The organism is Lysinibacillus sp. BPa_S21, from assembly GCF_023337795.1.
Lineage (GTDB): Bacteria > Bacillota > Bacilli > Bacillales_A > Planococcaceae > Lysinibacillus.
On record NZ_JALIRS010000007.1, the window covers coordinates 1 to 18,555 of the forward strand.

Below are 18,555 nucleotides of genomic sequence, written 5' to 3' on the forward strand. Positions count from 1 at the left end.
TTGTAGCTGACGCTTCGCTTTCGCTACAGAAAACATTTGCTGCTGTCGCTTCGCTTTCGCGCAGATAAAACATTTGTAGCTGACGCTTCGCTTTCGCTACAGAAAACATTTGCTGCTGCCGCTTCGCTTTCGCGCAGAGCAGAGCTTCCTGGGGGCGTCCAGTCTCAACTCTAATCAACCACATTTCATAGCGTGTATTTTTTGGCATTTTTTTTATTATGATAAAACGAGACATAATAAATACTTTATTAATAAAAAGCTTAATTTGATTGACAATTTTGTTTTTCAAAACGTGAAGAACCAACTTCATATAGAAGTTGGTTCTTCCTTATGTCGAGGATACTTATTTACCACATGTAATGCATGAATAATCTCTTTATTGATTTGTTCGATACTATCAGGAGTATTCATCATTTTAAATGCTTCATCTCGGGCTTCCATAGATGTAACATACTTGCTAGGCAATGCATTTAGTGTAAGTGCCACTGTGTCAAGTTCACAGATTTCACATTTACAAAATGTTTGATATTCCGGTCCTCGTAGTAGAAAACTTACTAAACCACGCACAATTTCCTCTGTAACATTTACTAAAATAGGATCTGACATATTCAAACCTTCGCCTCATTTATATTTAATTGTTACATTAATTCCTGAAACCATAATAACGTTAACAAAGCTTTTTTTCAAGAATCGAGTAGCACCTATATCAACTACTATCTCTAGCTCCTTAGAATGAATAAATCCCTTCCTCCTGAATAAATCTTATTCACCATTTCTTAGTTTTGATTAATCGTAATGAGTTAAACACAACTAGTAATGTAGCACCCATATCTGCAAAGATTGCAATCCACAATGTTAGCCATCCTGGGATTACGAGTAATAGGGCAACTAATTTTAGAGCTAGGGCAAATATAATGTTCTCTTTAATGATGCGTAATGTTTTTCTACTTAAACCAATTGTATAAGGAAGCTTCGTTAAATCATCACTCATTAATGCAATATCTGCAGTTTCCAGTGCTGCATCCGTACCAGCACCTCCCATTGCAATGCCGACATTGGCTGAGGCAAGTGCCGGTGCATCATTGACACCATCTCCTACCATCGCCACTGCACCAAACTGTGCACGTAAATCTTTAATGGCCATTAGCTTTTCAGCTGGTAATAAACTTGCTCTCACATCTGTCATATTTAAAGACGTCGCAATTGCCTGTGCAGTTGGTTCTGCATCACCTGTTAGCATCACTTTATGCTTCACTTTTAAACCATTTAATTTATTTAACACATCGTTACTTTCTGGACGCAATTGATCAGCAATGCCAATCATCCCAATAAACTGATCATTACTAACAGCTGCTACAACTGTTTTACCCTGTTGTTGAAGTTTTTTAACCTGTTTGTTTATCATTTCATCAACAGTCGTTAATGTAGCAATCCATTTTAAGCTTCCCACATAGATTGTTTGACCGTCGACCGTCGCATAAGCACCCTTGCCTGTTACGGATTGAAAGTCTGTTGGTATTAGATCAGTTAAATTTTTATCATGTAATGCCTGTAAAATAGCTTTAGCTAATGGATGCTGTGATTGCTTTTCAACGGCCGCTACTAGTTGTAAAACATAATCCTCAGACATCTCCTGCGCTGTAATAACATCCGTTACAGCGGGTTGACCTTTTGTAAGTGTACCTGTCTTATCAAATGCTATTGCTTCAATATGACCAAGTTGCTCTAAATGAATGCCGCCCTTAATAAGAACGCCTTGTCTAGCAGCATTCCCAATTGCTGTTACAATAGCCACTGGTGTAGAAACGACTAATGCACATGGACACCCTACAACAAGGACAGCTAATCCTTGGTAAATCCAATGTTGCCAATCACCTATAAATAAAGGTGGTATAACCGCTACAAGTAAAGCAATAATCATAATTGCAGGCGTGTAATATTTCGCAAATCGATCCACAAACTGCTGTGAAGGTGCTTTTTCTGCCTGTGCTTCTTCAACAAGATGAATGATTTTTGCAATTGTTGTGTCCTCTACTCGCTTCGTCACACGAACCTCTAGGGCACCTTCTTCATTTAAAGTTCCGGCAAATACTTCGTCATCAATTGTTTTACTAACCGGAATTGATTCACCTGTAATCGCCGCCTGATTCACTGCCGACAATCCACTAATAACAATTCCGTCCATCGCAATCTTCTGACCTGGTTTAACAATTAGAATGTCACCAATTTCTATCTCCTCAGTCGGCAGCTCCATTTCGTGGAAATGCTCCCCATGTGCTCGTTTTATCGTGGCTGTCGGTGGAGCTATATCCATTAGCTGACGAATGGATTGTCGCGCCTTATCCATTGAATACGCTTCAAGTGCTTCACTTACTGCGAATAAAAAGACAACTACCGCTGCTTCTTCCCATTCTCCTATAATGGCTGCACCTAATACCGCAATGGTCATCAGCGTCTTCATATCAAATTCAAAGCGTGCTAAATTGCGGAAACCAGTTTTAAAAATTCCTATTCCACCAACTAAAATCGCGATAATAAACATCCCAATAGTTAGCGGATCCGTTTCACTACGCATTGCTCCAAACACATACCCGAGTACTACGAATAACAAAGAGATTCCCGCTAAAATATTTTCTGTTTTCCGATAAAAAGGTGTTGATTTTTCAATTGTTCTTGCAGTTGATTGGGATACCTTTATGCCATCGAAGGCACCTGCTTCTTCAAGTTGATCAACATCAATGCTGCCCACGACTGTTATTTTTGAAGCACCAAAATTCACTTGTGCATCCCGAACCTCTGGAATAGCTTTCACGTTTTTTTCAAACTTTGCTGCACAGCTAGCACAGGATAAGTTTTGTAGCCTATATTCTTGTTTAGTTGGAGTCGCTGCCATTTCCAATCCCCTCTTTCACATGTTCGTAAGCAACCGTTACAATTTGATACACATGTTCATCAGCTAAAGAGTAGTACATTTGCTTTCCTTTTCGATATGACTTCGCTAAGTTATTATCTTTTAAATATCGTAAATGATGCGATGCTGTTGCTACTGACGATCCGATAATGGAGGCAACATCGCAAACACATAATTCATCTTCGACCGTTAAGGCATACGCAATTTTAAGTCTTGTTTCATCAGATAATGCCTTTAAAAACTTTGCTACTCCTGATAGATCAGGCATTTGTTGTTGAACCTTAATGACCGCTTCTTCATGAACTTGTGTTATCTCGCATACTTCTTTTGGCATTTCCTCACCTCATTCAAATGTTCGTTTGATTGTTTTCACTATAACATAATATTCCATCTTATTCAAACAAATATTTGAATGTAAATGATTTATATCACAAATTTAAAAAATGTCTTTATATCAATGATGCCCCAGCATAATTGATTGTTATTTGCGATGCAGTAAAAAAATCGTATTTCCTTTTTAGAAAATACGATTTTTTATATTGTTTGAAAAATTATTGCTAACTAAGATTATAGTGTCATTAAAACAACAAATGGGTTTGTCTGTGCGAAAGCGAAGCGGCAGCAGCAAATGGGTTTGTCTGTGCGAAAGCGAAGCGGCAGCAGCAAATGGTTTTGTCCTGCGCGAAAGCGAAGTATTAGCAACAGGTGTGCAATCGCTTCACTGTTATAAGTCTTTTCTGTTTGATCACTGTGAGTAGCAATAGTGTTAGCTCTACGCTTGGTTGGAGTAGACTTGAACGGAAACCACCCTCATCTAAAGGAACCACAAAGAATATCTTAATCATTCTAAATAAAATAGGTTGATATTGCCTAACTCATATATATCGCCATTTCTTATTGTATATTTTTAAAAATACTATAGAGCTAATTATAATTACTAAAAGCAGTCCTAAGGCAATAAAAGGAGCTAGAATCACTTTGTTACTTATTTGCAGATAATAAAATGCTTCGAATAAACGTTTTGTTTGCATGATATATGGGATTGTATAAATGAATAGTTTAGCAATCCATCCTCTCTCCGCTAGCAAATTTAATAAATTTACAATTAGAAATGGCAAAAAGAATATAGCCATTGAAAATAAAAAGCTTATAAAGCTAGCTTTTACAACAGAGGAGATTGACAAACAAATTATCGAAAAACATATACTTCCCAAAAGTAGAAATAATAGCTGAATTAGCAGAAACTCGAATAATGTCAATGTGTATGGCGACATAGACAAACTAGAATGAAACTGTATCGGAGAATTAAAACCTTCTGCTATATACATCCAATAGTTTACGTGACTACCCGTTCTATATATATTAAAAATCACACTAAAAATCACTGTTCCAATATAAATAACCATTGTGTAAAGAAGTGTCACTACCAATTTTGCTTGCACCAATTTGCATCTTCCAAATTTTGATGTTAATGTATATTGAATCATACCCGTCTGTTGGTCACGAGCAAATAGATTATACAATCCAACTATTAATAATATTCCAATTGCTATTAACCCTTCACCGCCTAGAAATTCAGATAAAAATATTGGATACTCTGTCTTCTCTATATACATAGTATTTACCTGCTCACGCATCGTAATTTCTTTTTCTAATGCGGACGTCTGAGGTCGTGCTTTCAATTGATTTATGATTGTAGATTGCTTATCCATCAGCGTCTGTGCTTCATCTATTCTATAAAAGACATTCACTTCAGGGCCTATTTCGAATTCTTTAGTAGCTAAAATTTCCCGTGCTTCTTGGATATCCTTTTCTGTTATTGGATTCTGAATTTCTTCAAATGCATTAAGTTCTTCAATAGACATATTAAAATATGTTTTACTAATCCAAAGTAAAGATAGGATAGCCACTAACATAATATAAATGAGTTTTTGCTGCCAAAGTAATTTCCATTCCCACCAAATAAGCTGTTTCACGTTGATTGCCCCTCACTAAAATAATATAAATATAAATCTTCTAATGTCGGTTCCTTCATAACTGCTTGAGGTAATGGCTTTTTATGGTGATATAAGCGTACTCGAATTCGACCACCATGCTTTTCAATTGCTCCAACTTTGTACTGTTCTTCAATATAAATTAGCTCTTCGGGTAAAATATCAACTTCCCATACTTGTTTGGCTAATTTCTTAAGAACATTCTCCGGTTCATCTAACTGCTCCAAACAACCATTGTTTAAAATACACACATAATCTGTTAAGCCTTCTAGGTCACTAGCTATATGTGTAGTATAAAGAATAATGCGATTTACAGATAAATTAGCAATTAGAGACCTAAATCTAATTCTTTCTTTAGGGTCTAATCCAGCGGTTGGTTCATCCAAAATCAATAATTGGGGGTCATTTAACATCGCTTGCGCAATCCCTACACGTTGTTTCATTCCTCCAGATAAATTTTTTATCTTTTGATAGCGATCGTCATATAAATTAACTTGCTTTAGCCAGTACTCTACTTTCTCCTTTAAAGCATGATTAGCGATGCCCTTTAATGTGCCAATATACATCAGAAAATCATAAACCTTCATATTTGGATAAAATGGAACATGCTGTGGTACATATCCTATTGCATCACGATAACTCTCTCCTAATAACTCAATAGGTTGACCATTCCAATAAACAGCTCCTTTTGTAGGCTTGATTAAATTTAAAATAATACGCATTAAGGTCGTTTTACCAGAGCCGTTTGCTCCTAAAAAACTATAGACACCCGGTTTAAATATCATAGATATATTATCTAATACTTGCTTTGTTTTATAATTTTTATAGATGGATTTTAAACATAGTTCATTCAAGACTTGATGCCTCCTTGTATTTCCAAATTACTTTCATCATTATGGTTAATAGAAAAACAAAAACACAAAGATGAATAGTTATATCCATTTCAATCCATAATCGTAATAAATTTTGTTGCACTATTAATAATATTGAAAGCAATAGCCAAAAAGGCCCTATAATATAAACATTGTTCCAATGAATAGGTGTATATAATGAAATGATTAGTAGGAAAATAGCTACTAGCATTGCTGGAATAAGCCATACGATAAGCAATGTAACTAAATGTTTGATGGATAAAAATCCACTGACGAAAACGATTGGTGCAACAGCAATAAAATGTAATCCTAATGCAATTAACAGCCGTACAATAAATAATTGCCCTGTTCCGTATTTAAAAGTCCATTCAAGCTCGTTCATCCCAAAAGTTTTCGTTTTAAAGCATTCAGTTAAACAAACAACTATGGATAAAGGTGATAATAAAAAGATCACCTGAATTGTCATCTCAATTGATGCTTGTATACCCATCCATAAACCGAACAGTAAAATTAGAAATTGTAATGAAATAACAAGACGATTTGTGACTGTCCACTCTACTCTCAATTTTTTTAATAAAGACGGTTGTTTAACTTGATCTTCCTTATCAAGTAAAGTACCTATAAACTGAATTGTTTCTTCTATTCTTTTCTCATTCGGTGTCGGAACTGGGAATGTATCTAAATTGACTTCTACATCTTTCTTAACTTTTGTCATATTTTCATCATTAAACGATGTCATCCTCAGACTCCCTCCTTACCATACCTGCTAATTTTTTTAATCCTTGCGTGACACGTGATTTGACAGTATTTTCATTTGTTTGGGTTATTTGTGCGATTTCTCCATATTTATAACCGTGATAGTACTTTAAAATAATCGCTTCGCTTTGTTGTTCCGGTAAAATTCTTAATGCATTTTGGATTTCTTGAGATTGTTCTTTTATTTCGTAAATTTGAATAATATTCTTTTTTTCATCAATGATACGACCTTCCTCTATTTGTTCTTCCTGCTTGCGATTTTGAGCTATTTTAGAGCGTGTATAGTCTCTAACCTGATTTAAAGCTATTGTAATTAACCATTTTCTAAATTGATTTCTATATTCGTATAGTTTGATAGACTTGATCATCTTTACAAAAACTTCTTGTGTTAAGTCATAGGCAAGTTCTTGACTTTGCAATCTACGATAAATAAAGGAATATATTTCATGATAATAACGCCTGATTAATGTATCGAGAGCTGCTTTGCTATTATGTTGTTGAATCTCCATAATTAATTCATCATCTGACATCTCCTTACCCCCTTTCAACTAGAAGAACGAAGTGTGTAAATAAATAGTTTTAAATCTATTAAAACAAAAAACTCCTTTCTATATGAAAATAGAAAGGAATTTTAGTTGTTCACGTGTATAAAATTTTCCTATCGTGCTTTTAATCGTAAAGTTTTACCTTTAATATCTTCTTTCCTTACAAACGTTTGATGATAATCTCCGTTAGCCCAATCCATTACTTGATCTTGATACCAAGCAGATTTTACATGCCCACTTTGACCTGGGCCAACGATATGATAGGCTGAGCTTAAATCTCCAGCATCTACTACAAAGCGCCATGAGGCTCCGTGATTAACATTTCCAGCTAAATCATTATCAGCAGCTTGAACAGTAACCTTGGAACCACCAATAGGAACTTTTTTCGCATTAAAATATGCTGATAGAATTGGCGAAGCTTTACCTAATGTATGGTCAAAGGTAAGTTGATGGAAATCACCCCATTGCCATTTCGATACGTTTTTTCCGAACTGGTCTTCTAGTTGTGCGATTGTGAGCTCTAACGCCTTGTAAACTGTTTTATCGACTCCACCCTGCTCCTCAATCCATACGCTCTTCTTACCTGCATAAGCTGTACGTAAAAGCTGATCTGTAATATTAAATTTACCATACATTAATTCATACATATCTTCTGGCATCTGATCCTTAAATAACACTTCTTGTAACTTAACCATTAATGTATGGAACACTAATGGTGCCCCAGAATCCTTTGCATCTACCATATCCCAATTCTCTAATAATTTAATAACATCTTTATATTTCCCATCCCGATCTTGTGCTTTTATCGACGTTAATAAATCTGGTAAAAACTCACGGGCATATAGGTTGTGCTGATCCATTTGTAAATTCATCATGTCTTCCACTGTTAAAGAATCATTCGCCTCTAACACTTCCCTAATCCGTTCAAAACGATAAGGCTGTGCCCAGAAGTCTGTTATATGATACGGATATTCTTCCCCAATGACTTCATTATTTGCTGTTGCTAAAAAACCTTCATCTGGGTTTACTACTGTCGGAAGCTTATCCCACGGGATAAAGCCCTCCCAGCCATAGTCACTAGAATCACCAGGTACTGGTAATTGCCCGTCTCCTTTTTTCCGAATGGGAATTTGACCATTCGCTTTATAAGCAATCGTGCCATCCTTTGATGCAAAGACAAAGTTTTGCGCTGGTGCCTTAAAATCTTCTAATGCTTTTTCAAATTCATTCCAAGATGTTGCTTTATTAAAGCCTAGTAGTGCACGTAGCTCTGTCGTTGGTTGCAATGCCGTCCACTGCATCGAAAATTGTGCTGTCGGCTCAGTATCTTTAAAAGCTAAATCTGTCATGATTGGGCCGTGACGTGTAACAACGACTTCAAAATCTACCGTTTCGCCATCCTTTACCTTAATCGGTTCATTACGTACCTTTGCTTGCTCCCACTTACCATCATAGCGGAACTGTGTGGGATCATCTGGGTTTGGTATTTCAATATATAGATCCTGTACATCGGGCCCAACATTCGTTACCCCCCATGCAACGTTATCATTGTGGCCTAAAATAATACCTGGAACACCTGCAAAAATTACACCACTAACATTTTGTTCAGGAGATTGTAGATGCATTTGATACCAAATGGATGGTGTGCTTAACCCTAAATGCGGATCATCCGCTAAAATCGGCGTACCGTTTTTTGTTTTCTTCCCCGATACAACCCAGTTATTACTACCGTTAAATTCATTTGGTAAAAGGTCTGCATTAAAACGCCCTGCCACGGCTACTGGGTTTTCTTTATTTGCCTCTATTATAGATGAAGCGTTTTCAGGATATTTTATAAATAATTCTTTAGCTTTTTCTTCGTCAAAGTTTTGTAAAGCCCAATGACGGAACGCAAGCGTATTCCAGTTACCCCCTAAGTCATAAGCCATATATTTACCAATAGTAAGAGAGTCTACAACCGACCACTCCTCTGGTTCGTATCCTAGTAATGCAAACTCATAGCTTAATGTATTATTATTCTTTGCCTGCTCAATAAAAGCATTGACGCCATCTGCAAACCACTCAAGCACCTGCCTACTTTCTGCATCGTAAGTAGATAATGATTGTTCAGCAGCATCACGCAGGCTAAATGTTCGGAAAAATTTATCAGTATCAATCGTTGCCTCACCGATTATTTCCGACAAACGACCGCTAGCTTGTCTTCGCGCTAAATCCATTTGAAACAGTCGATCTTGCGCTTGAACATAGCCTTGTGCACGATACAAGTCTGCATCAGTCTTAGCAAAAATATGAGGAATACCTTTGTCATCCCTTGTGACAGTAACATCCTTTTCTAGCACATTCACCGAAAGCTCTCCATCAATTACTGGTTTCGATTTATTCATAAACCATGTAAATCCGATAAATACGACAAGAGCTACTACAGCTAAAAATCCTACTATAGCCAGTAGCCATTTTTTCCACGTTAACTTTCTCACAATCCCAACCCCCTTCTTTTGCAATATATTCTTCTACCCACTTGTCAAATCCTTTTAAAGACTCGAAATTTAATGGTAATTGCGTTGCAGTATATAAAAAAATCGTATTTCCTTATAGAAAATACGACTCTTTTACGTTGTTGAAAAACTATTGTATCAATTAAAATATGGCTCTTCGGCAAAGTGAAAGTGAGTAGTTGATTTCCGTTGCGGCTGGGCGCTTTCCTAGGGGCGTCCGATGAGCCGCTTCACTCGCGTTGCTCGCTCCAGGGTCTCATTTGTGACGCTGATCCCCAAGGAGTCGCCCAGCCTCCACTCCAATCAACCACTTTACTTAGCATATATTTCTTACCATATCACTCTAAATTATAGTGACAAAACGGAAACTTTAGCAAAATGTTTTCTCTGTGCCAAGCATAGCGCTAATAAAGCGACAGCAATGGCAGATGTACACTCTGTTTGGTTTGATTATGATGAGTAACCATATCGTTCACTTTTAAAATAAAATTCAAAGTTCTACGCTATTGTTGATTGGAGTGGAAGGCTACTCGACTCCCGTGGGAAAGCGAGACAGGCGAGACCCTGAGGCCAACACGATGTTGGTCACGAAGGCATTGTCACAGGACGTGACGCACTTAGCCTTCGTTCCGTTAGCGGAGGAAGCGGCTCGGCGCTCGCCCACAGGAAAGCGAGTAGCCTGGAACGGAAATCACCTCATTTAAAGTGCCATAATATTCGCAAAGGTTTCCTTGACCATTTTATTGTTCATAGATACTAATTATTAAGCTGTAATTCGATTGGACAATGATCACTGCCCATAATTTGTGAGTGGATATTTGCTTCATTAATGTTGTTCTTTAGCCTCTCAGAAACAATAAAGTAGTCAATACGCCATCCAATATTACGCTCGCGTACTTTATTCATATAAGACCACCATGTATAGTGATCTGTTGCATCTGGATGCTTGTAGCGGAATGAATCTACAAAACCACTTGCCAATAGCTCTGTCATTTTTGCACGTTCTTCATATGTAAAACCTGAATTACCAACATTCGATTTTGCATTTTTCAAATCAATTTCCATATGTGCGACGTTTAAATCACCACAATAAACTATAGGTTTTTTGGAATCTAGCTCTTTTAAATATAGCGCTAATCGATTCTCCCAATCTAAACGAAGAGGTAATCTAGCTAAATCACGCTGTGAATTCGGAGTATAAACATTTACTAAATAAAAATCTTCATACTCTAGTGTAATAATTCTTCCCTCTTCCTGCGATTCATCCTCACCAACGCCATAACGTACTGAAAGCGGGGTATGTTTTGTAAAGACGGCTGTACCTGAATAGCCTTTCTTCTGTGCATAATTCCAATATTGCTCATATCCTTCAAGTGAAATCTTCACTTGTTCTGCCTGACACTTTGTTTCTTGAATACAGAAAAAATCTGCATCTACCTGATTAAAGAAATCTAAAAACCCTTTACCTAAGCAGGCACGAATTCCATTAACATTCCATGATATAAACTTCATTCTCTGTTTCACTCCTCAAAAAACGCCCTTCACCATTAGCGAAGGGCGTAGCATTTTATAAGTCATCACCAACGATTTTTACTTCTGTTTCTAAATCGATGCCATACTTTTCTTTAACTACTCGTTGTACCATTTGAATTGTTGCAATATAATCAGTAGCCGTTGCATTACCTTTATTAACAATAAAGCCTGCATGCTTCGTTGATACCTCTGCATCACCTACGCCTTTTCCTTGTAAACCACTATCCTGAATAAGCTTGCCTGCAAAGTGACCTGGTGGGCGCTTAAAAACACTCCCAGCAGATGGGAATTCTAACGGCTGCTTAGATTCTCGCTGAAACGTTAAATCAGCAATTTTTGCATCTATTTCTTGTTGCACACCTTTAGCTAATTGAAATTCGGATGACAATACATAATACCCTTTCTTGGCAATGATACTTTGACGATAACCGAGTTCAAGATCTTCTTTCGATAAAATTAACATTTCGCCTTCTTTTGTTAACACTTTCGAAGAAATAATAATATCCTTAATTTCTCCGCCATATGCACCTGCATTCATTGCCATAGCTCCACCAACTGAGCCAGGGATACCACATGCAAATTCGAAACCTGTTAATGATGCTGCCGCTGCCAGTTTCGATACATCCTTAATAAGGGCACCACTTTGCGCGTAAACATGGTCTCCATTAATGCGAATCTCATCTAAAAATGAAAATGTAACAACGATCCCTCGATGACCGCCGTCACGAACGACCATATTCGATCCATTACCTAACATTAATAAAGGTATATTATTCTTATGGGCATAGCGAATAACTGTTGCTGCCTCTTCCTCTGTTTCAACGAGAACGAAAACATCCGCTTTACCGCCTAATTTTGTCATAGTATATTGCTGTAATGATTCATCTAACTTAATATTGGCTGGATTAACGCTCTGTGCTAAATCCGCCACCCATTGTTCTTTTGTCATGAGAGCTATTTCCTTTCTAACGTCCTTCTTACTATACACTAGTATGGATTTAGAACTCTAATTTGACAAGTAAAATGAAGGTTATTTTTTATCTCACCTTAACAAACTCCCCATACAGAGATAATGAATATATTAACGAAAATTAGTATTACATATGGCCGTTGACGATCCATTTATCAAAATTCCGAAATAGACCACATACTTTTAAAGCCAGTTTGTTGCCCATGATTCGATATTGTGGATTGCTCCCTCTAATGCCCGCCCTTTTTCCGTTAAAGAATACTCAACACGCACTGGTACCTCTGAATATACTTTTCGTTCAACAAGCCCTTCTTTTTCAAGCTCTTTTAAACGTTCGGATAATAAACGACCACTCACAGGTAATGCAGATTCAATCTCATTAAAGCGCTGTGGCCCGTCTAATAATTGATATAAAATTAGCCCTGTCCAGCGTTTTCCGATTAAATCCATTGCTTTAGCTAAACGAGGACATAAATTTGTCTCACTCATTTTTTTCACCTCTTATGTACTCTATTGTAACGATTATTTTAAAAAAAGTAAATTTAGAGTAACTTATTTACTTTAAGTAATTTATTTACGATTATTCATTTGATTACTAAATACAATTTTAACGTATTTTTTCATTCCTGGTATTTCTTTTGATTCAACATCTTATAAAAGCTTATGATGGCATAAAAAATTAACCACGGCTGCTCGATTAGAGAGTAGTCATGATAACTTAATATTTAATGAAAATGGCCACTTACTTCTATATAGATGCACATGATTTTATTATTATGACAACTTCTATTGTTGACCCTTTGTAGAAGAAAAGATTACATACTATTATTACATTATTTCAGCTAACCTGACTTTCATTGAAAGATTCACAAAATAAACTTGTACCAATGTAATATTCCCCCATTTTTTCTAAAAACTCATTGAATATCTGAATTTTTTACTTTATCATTCGTGTAAGATCTGTTTTAGGGTGGTTTTCCAAAGTAACGTTTGATTATAGTCATTCAACTATTGGCTTTTCTGTACGACATATAATACGGTGTATTTGAATCGAACACTTCAGAAATAGCCGTGTCAGATATTGAACAAATGGAGGTTTCAGAAATATCATTCATAATCGCTGTTGCTAGGAAAACATTGATCGTGATGTGCAACTTGTATCTATTGATTTTTTTGACGCGGACATTTATCCAAAAATTTCATTTACATCTACATATATTAGGAAATTAGCAGGGAATAGTGTAAATCCATAGGCGCAAGAAGATACATGGATTCATGCTAAGACACAGATTGAATTTAGTTTATAACACTCTCCTAAAACAGATGGTGTATTAATTAGTGTTGTAATTGATGTTATGGTGGATTTTGAAATATAACAACTTCAATTACAATATTTCGTAGATTGGAGGACTTTTATGGTTGGGTTTGATGAATTCTCTTTTGCAAATTCTTTTATTTCAATAATGTTTTTTATCGTCTTCGGTATTATAGCATTTACTATTATTAAAGGTATCTTTCAATGGTCGAAAAACAACAATGAACCATTATTAACAGTACCCGCTAAAGTCGTAACAAAACGTTCGAATACAAGTGGAGGTTCTGGTAACTCTAGTGCCCATACATCGTACTATGTAACGTTCGAAGTACAAAGTGGCGATCGTCTAGAATTAAAAATGAATGGGCATAATTATGGACAGCTTGCAGATGGTGACTATGGCTTATTAACATTTCAAGGAACACGTTATCATACATTTGAGCGACACAAAAAGGAGAGCAGCGTTTAACAACGCACTCTCCTTTTTAACATTTCATGATTACTTAATTAAATATTTACCAAAGCCGCCTTCAGTATCTCCTAAATATTCGATATTACTACCTGCAGGAATAACTTTCTGTGCATCCTTAGCTGAATTGTAAATAATTTTCGTATTTGCTGGGAACGGTACAAATGACCAATTGTTATCCGCAGCAGGATTAATTGTTTTGTTTTCAATAACGTAATCAATTACAGCTTGGCGATTTTCATAAGCATAGTTAGTGATGTTAGAGCCATCTGCATTTTTAAACGTGGCACCATAAGAACCACCAACGCGATAATTGTTTGAAATGATGATAAATTCTTGGTTTAGATCGATTGCTTTACCGTTGTATTGCACATTTTTAATACGATTCGCTTTTTCGTCTACTAAAATACCTCGACTATCGTATTTCGCTGGTGATGTTACATCGATTTGATATGTTAAGCCATCTAACACATCAAAATTGTAAGAACGTGCTTCTTGATCAATAATATTTTGTTCATCCGTTTTATTCGGATCAATTGTTGCAAAAATACCAGCAGCCATTTCTAACCATTCGATTGCTTGTGCACCTGTTACCTTAATCGTTGCAACCGTATTATCGTAAACATAAATATCTGCCATATTTTTAATTGCAAGCGGACCTACAGGAATGTTTGTATAATCTGTAGGGTTGTTACGAGAGCCTGCTTTGAATGGAGCACCAGCAGAAAGCAATGGTGTGTTTTCATCAGCAGTACCTTTTAATTCTTTTTCAATAAACCATTTTTGAGCTTGTGTCACAATTTGAATAGACGGATCATCTTGCACCATTGAGAAATAACTATGGATTGGTGCAGTAGTCTCACCAACAGGCTGACGAATATACTTTAACGTACCCTCATGTGCTTCTTTAATTGCATTTAATACTGTTTTAGAAGGTTGTAAGCCTTCTTGTTTGATAGAGCGAAGAGAACCTTGTCCATTCACCACAACCCATTTAGAGCCTTGTTGCTCTAGTTTTAAATCAATGACTCCAAGATAGCTGCCATAGCTTCCTGCCATTACAGTAGGTACACCGTTAATCGTCCCTTTTTCTTGATCAACGTTTTTTAGGTTTTTATAGTCACCTGGGAAAGTTAAATGAGAGTGACCTGTAATTAAAGCGTCAACCCCTTCAATCTCAGAGATTTGGTATCCAACATTTTCGGCACCTTTTTCGTAAGTATCTTCACCAATACCAGAGTGTGAAAGTACTACAATTACATCTGCGCCTGCTTTTTGCATTTCTGGTACAATTTCTTTTACTGCGTCAACCGGTTCCTGCATTTCTACTTTTCCTGCTAAATGGATAGCATCCCATTCAACAATTTTAGTAGGTACGATACCTGTAACACCAACTTTAAGTGTGTGCTTTTTACCTGTATTGTCTACAACCTCTTTATCAAGAATTACATAAGGTGTGTACATACGCTTTTTTGTTTTAGCGTCGTATGTGTTTGCATTTACGACAGGGTATTTTGCATCATTTAAAACTTCATCTAAAAACTCTAAACCATAGTTGAACTCGTGGTTCCCTAAAGTTCCACCATCATATTTCAATGCATTAAGTGCTGCAATAGCTGGATGAACTTCTCCTGGCTTTAAAATATTTTCTGATGCTTTATAAGAGCCTAATGGCGTTCCTTGAATTAAATCACCATTATCAAAAAGTAGTGTGTTCGGGTTCTCAGTACGTGCTTGTTCAATTAATGTTGCAGTGTTTGCTAAACCTAGGTCAGCAGATTCTTTATCTAAGAAATAATTATAATTTGCAAGGTTTGTATGAATATCTGTTGTTCCTAAAATTTGAAGATCTACATTAGTTGTAGATGTTGGTAATTTATATTCAGCTACAAAGCGTTTAATAATACTTTGCATTTGTTCAGTTGTTACATAGTCACGAGGACGAATTGTGTTATCCTCAAAACCTTGTAATATATTTGCAGCAACAGCATTTGCTAAATCTTGCTTATGTGTTGTTGCAACTTGATTTGCATCTTTAAACTTGTCTAATACAGAAAGTGGAGCGTTTTCACTGACTAATCCACGAGCAGAAATGACAAATGCTTGTTGACGTGTCAATTTATCATTTGGATCAAACAATGTGGCAGTTTTACCTTTAATAAGCTTCAATTCTACTGCCTTTTCTACATACGGGGCTAAATCCTTAGAGACGTCTGTGAAGGCAATTTTGGAGCCATCACCTAGCTCTACATTTAAGCTTTCTACTAATTCTTTCACGTAATCCCCACGTGTCACACCGCTTGATGCAGCATTTGCGGATAGTCCAAATGGTAACACTGTGAATAGAACTAGTAACAACGCTAAGAATTTAGTAACTAATTTCTTATTCATGAAACACCCTCCTTATAATTCTAATATTTTCCTACGTTTTCTATTATATTATACTAAATCTTTTATTAACTGAACGAATAGTCCTAATTGTATGTATTTTTAAATGAATAACAAAATACTTTACCGTAAAATGATAGAATATTATTTCATAACTATTTCACATAACGGGATGTTATTAAATGTAAATCGGAAATATGCGCATAATATCAATATTTCAGATCTCTGATCATTACATACCTCTATAGAAAAAAATAAAAAAGTTCCCTCAAATTAGAGAGAACTTTTAATAAATACTACTTTATTATGCATTTACAGTTTGTAAAGACTGAGCTACTTTCTTAACTGCTTCTAGGCCATTTGCAATAATCTCTTGTGCTTTATCTTGAGACGCGTTATGACCTTCAATGATCACTTCTTCAATAATTTCCATACCAAACATACCAACAACATTTTTGATATAATTAACTGACATTTCTATTGATTGTGCTTCTGGTGTAGAGTAGTAACCACCGCGAGCATTTAAAATAACTACTTTTTTGTCACCCATTAAGCCTTCTAATTGACCGTTTTCATTATATTTAAATGTATAACCAGCTTGGAATACATAGTCGATGAAAGTTTGTAATTTCGCTGGGATTGTTAAGTTCCAAAGTGGGAAAGCAAATACAACAACATTAGCTGCAGTTAAAGCATCCATAGCTTTTTGTTTTGCTGCTAAAAGACGTGATTCAACGTCAGTTAACGCTTCACCGTTTTGAACTTTACCAAAAGCATTGAAAAGATCTTGACCGAAATAAGGCATATCTTCTGCGAATACGTCAAACGTTGTTACATCTACGCCTTGTACATTTTCCATAAATGTGTCATACATTTTTGTTGAAATACCATCTGGACGGTTGTTAGCTTTTACTACTAATACATTCATTATATAAATTCTCCCTTAAAATCAAAGTTTATTATCTCGAATTCAAGATATATAAGTATATTAAAAAACTTTGTATGAAAAGTCAACGTTCGTATACTCAGACTTTTGACTGAAATGCAGGTGATTCCATTAAAATATATCACATCATAACTTAGAAATGATTTCCGTTCCGACTGGGCGCTTTGTAGCTGGCGCTTCGCTTTCGCGCAGAGCTTCCTGGGGGCGTCCGCTGAGCCGCTTGGGCCAACAGATGTTTTTTTGCGCGAAAGCGTAGTGTTAACGGAGCGGCAGCAGAGGGTTATGTTTGTGCGAAAGCGGAGCGGCAGCAACAGCAGGATGTTGGTCACGAAGGCGTTATCACAGGATGTGATGCCCTTAGCCTTCGTTCCCCTATCGCTAATCCCCAAGGAGTCGCCCAGTCTCCACTCCAACCAACTTACATACTTGCATACGTTTTAACAAAGCTCATCCCTTACTTTTGGTAATGAGCTAATAAAGCATATGTGTTAGTTTGTTAGTGTTGTTATACTGATCGGGTCCATCAGCAATCTGATCACCTTTGCTTCAAAAGAGATCAGGTCCAATATTCTTAACTTTTCTCCAACAAAATTAAAACTTACAACTATCGTCGGTACAAACCCCACCATCTTCAGAGCCTGCCATCTTTAATCCTGGTTGTAAGCCCTCTTCCTCTGCAACTTTACGTAAAGTTTCTTCAAATACTTCTTGAGGTTGTGCCCCAGAAATACCATACTTACGATTTAACACAAAGAATGGTACCCCTCTTACGCCAAGCTGTAGCCCTTCTTGTATGTCAGTCTCTACATCTACTTTAAAATCGTCGTTAGAAAGAACCTTTGCAACTTCTTCGCGATTCAGACCTACTTGCTCAGCAATATCGATTAATACATCATCCTGGCCAATACGCTTTGCTTCTATAAAATAATTATATAATAGCGCTTCAACAAGCTTTGAAACATCCCCTTGTTGTTCTGCCCATTTCACTAGACGATGCGCTTTTAATGTATTTTCCTCCATTAAATGATCAAAGTTATATTCTAGACCAACTTCTTTTGCGCGGGCAGCAACACCTTGTGTCATTTCCTTCGCTTTTTCTAGCGACATTCCATACTTTTTCGCCAATGCTTCATACGTGGACACATTTGTATCCACAGGTGTTGTTGGGTCAAGTTGATAGCTTTTATAAACGAGCTCCACCTGCCCAGCAAAACCTGTATCCTGAATCGCCTGCTCTAGTTGCTTTTTACCAATATAACAAAATGGACATACATAATCTGACCAGATTTCAATTTTCATAAGTAGTCACGCTCCTTTTGCTACATTGTAGCGATAATAATTACTGGAAGGCAATTTTTTAG

17 protein-coding genes are annotated in these 18,555 nt (G+C 36.4%); 2 read left to right on the forward strand and 15 right to left on the reverse strand.

Translation table 11 applies throughout. The features are described from left to right. The 12 genes from MOK21_RS14630 to MOK21_RS14685 all read right to left on the reverse strand — a co-directional run. Positions 1-289 (reverse strand): hypothetical protein (locus tag MOK21_RS14630; RefSeq protein ID WP_249074734.1); only part of this gene is annotated, 289 nt, incomplete at its 3' end. Between the two features lie 17 nt (positions 290-306). After that, positions 307-612 carry a late competence development ComFB family protein gene (locus MOK21_RS14635; protein WP_249074735.1) on the reverse strand — a complete coding sequence of 102 codons (306 nt, stop codon included), beginning with the start codon at positions 610-612 and terminating at the stop codon, positions 307-309. Positions 613-766: 154 nt separating this feature from the next. Next, positions 767-2,893: a heavy metal translocating P-type ATPase gene (locus MOK21_RS14640; RefSeq protein WP_249074736.1), complete on the reverse strand. Its 2,127-nt coding sequence runs from the start codon at positions 2,891-2,893 to the stop codon at positions 767-769. Further along, the gene (locus MOK21_RS14645; protein ID WP_249074737.1) at positions 2,874-3,245 is read right to left on the reverse strand and encodes an ArsR/SmtB family transcription factor; all 372 of its coding nucleotides are present in this window, start codon (positions 3,243-3,245) and stop codon (positions 2,874-2,876) included. Before MOK21_RS14645 ends, MOK21_RS14640 begins: the two co-directional genes overlap by 20 nt. Positions 3,246-3,786: 541 nt before the next feature. After that, positions 3,787-4,887: a hypothetical protein gene (locus MOK21_RS14650; protein WP_249074738.1), complete on the reverse strand. Its 1,101-nt coding sequence runs from the start codon at positions 4,885-4,887 to the stop codon at positions 3,787-3,789. Continuing rightward, positions 4,884-5,759 carry an ATP-binding cassette domain-containing protein gene (locus MOK21_RS14655; protein ID WP_249074739.1) on the reverse strand — a complete coding sequence of 292 codons (876 nt, stop codon included), beginning with the start codon at positions 5,757-5,759 and terminating at the stop codon, positions 4,884-4,886. Before MOK21_RS14655 ends, MOK21_RS14650 begins: the two co-directional genes overlap by 4 nt. Next, positions 5,752-6,516 (reverse strand): hypothetical protein, encoded by a 765-nt coding sequence (locus MOK21_RS14660; RefSeq protein WP_249074740.1) that lies wholly within the window; start codon positions 6,514-6,516, stop codon positions 5,752-5,754. Before MOK21_RS14660 ends, MOK21_RS14655 begins: the two co-directional genes overlap by 8 nt. Then, a complete protein-coding gene (locus MOK21_RS14665; protein WP_249074741.1) occupies positions 6,503-7,063 on the reverse strand; it encodes an RNA polymerase sigma factor in 561 nt (186 codons plus the stop codon). Before MOK21_RS14665 ends, MOK21_RS14660 begins: the two co-directional genes overlap by 14 nt. Positions 7,064-7,191: 128 nt before the next feature. Then, positions 7,192-9,555, reverse strand: coding sequence for a penicillin acylase family protein (locus MOK21_RS14670; RefSeq protein ID WP_249074742.1), 2,364 nt, complete (start codon positions 9,553-9,555; stop codon positions 7,192-7,194). 774 nt (positions 9,556-10,329) lie between these two features. After that, positions 10,330-11,085 (reverse strand): exodeoxyribonuclease III, encoded by a 756-nt coding sequence (locus tag MOK21_RS14675; protein WP_249074743.1) that lies wholly within the window; start codon positions 11,083-11,085, stop codon positions 10,330-10,332. 55 nt (positions 11,086-11,140) lie between these two features. After that, positions 11,141-12,055 carry a UDP-N-acetylmuramate dehydrogenase gene (gene murB, locus MOK21_RS14680; RefSeq protein WP_249074744.1) on the reverse strand — a complete coding sequence of 305 codons (915 nt, stop codon included), beginning with the start codon at positions 12,053-12,055 and terminating at the stop codon, positions 11,141-11,143. A 204-nt stretch (positions 12,056-12,259) separates the two neighbouring features. Continuing rightward, complete coding sequence (locus MOK21_RS14685) at positions 12,260-12,565, reverse strand: winged helix-turn-helix transcriptional regulator (protein ID WP_249074745.1); 306 nt, start codon at positions 12,563-12,565, stop codon at positions 12,260-12,262. 659 nt (positions 12,566-13,224) lie between these two features. Between MOK21_RS14685 and MOK21_RS24010 the strand changes: the two genes are divergently transcribed. Continuing rightward, positions 13,225-13,329, forward strand: a complete 105-nt coding sequence (locus MOK21_RS24010; RefSeq protein ID WP_374110181.1) for a hypothetical protein — start codon at positions 13,225-13,227, stop codon at positions 13,327-13,329. Positions 13,330-13,491: 162 nt separating this feature from the next. Beyond that, the gene (locus MOK21_RS14690; RefSeq protein ID WP_249074746.1) at positions 13,492-13,860 is read left to right on the forward strand and encodes a DUF2500 domain-containing protein; all 369 of its coding nucleotides are present in this window, start codon (positions 13,492-13,494) and stop codon (positions 13,858-13,860) included. A gap of 30 nt (positions 13,861-13,890) precedes the next feature. Here MOK21_RS14690 and MOK21_RS14695 read toward each other — a convergent pair whose 3' ends face one another. From MOK21_RS14695 to MOK21_RS14705, 3 genes are all read right to left on the reverse strand, one after another. Next, entirely contained in the window at positions 13,891-16,251 is a 2,361-nt protein-coding gene (locus MOK21_RS14695) for a bifunctional 2',3'-cyclic-nucleotide 2'-phosphodiesterase/3'-nucleotidase (RefSeq protein WP_249074747.1), read from the reverse strand. A 301-nt stretch (positions 16,252-16,552) separates the two neighbouring features. Next, positions 16,553-17,176 (reverse strand): FMN-dependent NADH-azoreductase, encoded by a 624-nt coding sequence (locus tag MOK21_RS14700; RefSeq protein WP_249074748.1) that lies wholly within the window; start codon positions 17,174-17,176, stop codon positions 16,553-16,555. 609 nt (positions 17,177-17,785) lie between these two features. Beyond that, positions 17,786-18,493, reverse strand: coding sequence for a DsbA family oxidoreductase (locus MOK21_RS14705; protein ID WP_249074749.1), 708 nt, complete (start codon positions 18,491-18,493; stop codon positions 17,786-17,788). Positions 18,494-18,555 lie beyond the last annotated feature (62 nt).

Excerpts from the sequence above, each read along its gene's own strand:
- MOK21_RS14640 (WP_249074736.1), bottom strand. The coding sequence starts at position 2,893 with ATGGCAGCGACTCCAACTAAACAAGAATATAGGCTACAAAACTTATCC.
- MOK21_RS14645 (WP_249074737.1), bottom strand. The coding sequence starts at position 3,245 with ATGCCAAAAGAAGTATGCGAGATAACACAAGTTCATGAAGAAGCGGTC.
- MOK21_RS14660 (WP_249074740.1), bottom strand. The coding sequence starts at position 6,516 with ATGACATCGTTTAATGATGAAAATATGACAAAAGTTAAGAAAGATGTA.
- MOK21_RS14665 (WP_249074741.1), bottom strand. The coding sequence starts at position 7,063 with ATGTCAGATGATGAATTAATTATGGAGATTCAACAACATAATAGCAAA.
- MOK21_RS14675 (WP_249074743.1), bottom strand. The coding sequence starts at position 11,085 with ATGAAGTTTATATCATGGAATGTTAATGGAATTCGTGCCTGCTTAGGT.
- murB (WP_249074744.1), bottom strand. The coding sequence starts at position 12,055 with ATGACAAAAGAACAATGGGTGGCGGATTTAGCACAGAGCGTTAATCCA.
- MOK21_RS14685 (WP_249074745.1), bottom strand. The coding sequence starts at position 12,565 with ATGAGTGAGACAAATTTATGTCCTCGTTTAGCTAAAGCAATGGATTTA.
- MOK21_RS14690 (WP_249074746.1), top strand. The coding sequence starts at position 13,492 with ATGGTTGGGTTTGATGAATTCTCTTTTGCAAATTCTTTTATTTCAATA.
- MOK21_RS14695 (WP_249074747.1), bottom strand. The coding sequence starts at position 16,251 with ATGAATAAGAAATTAGTTACTAAATTCTTAGCGTTGTTACTAGTTCTA.
- MOK21_RS14700 (WP_249074748.1), bottom strand. The coding sequence starts at position 17,176 with ATGAATGTATTAGTAGTAAAAGCTAACAACCGTCCAGATGGTATTTCA.
- MOK21_RS14705 (WP_249074749.1), bottom strand. The coding sequence starts at position 18,493 with ATGAAAATTGAAATCTGGTCAGATTATGTATGTCCATTTTGTTATATT.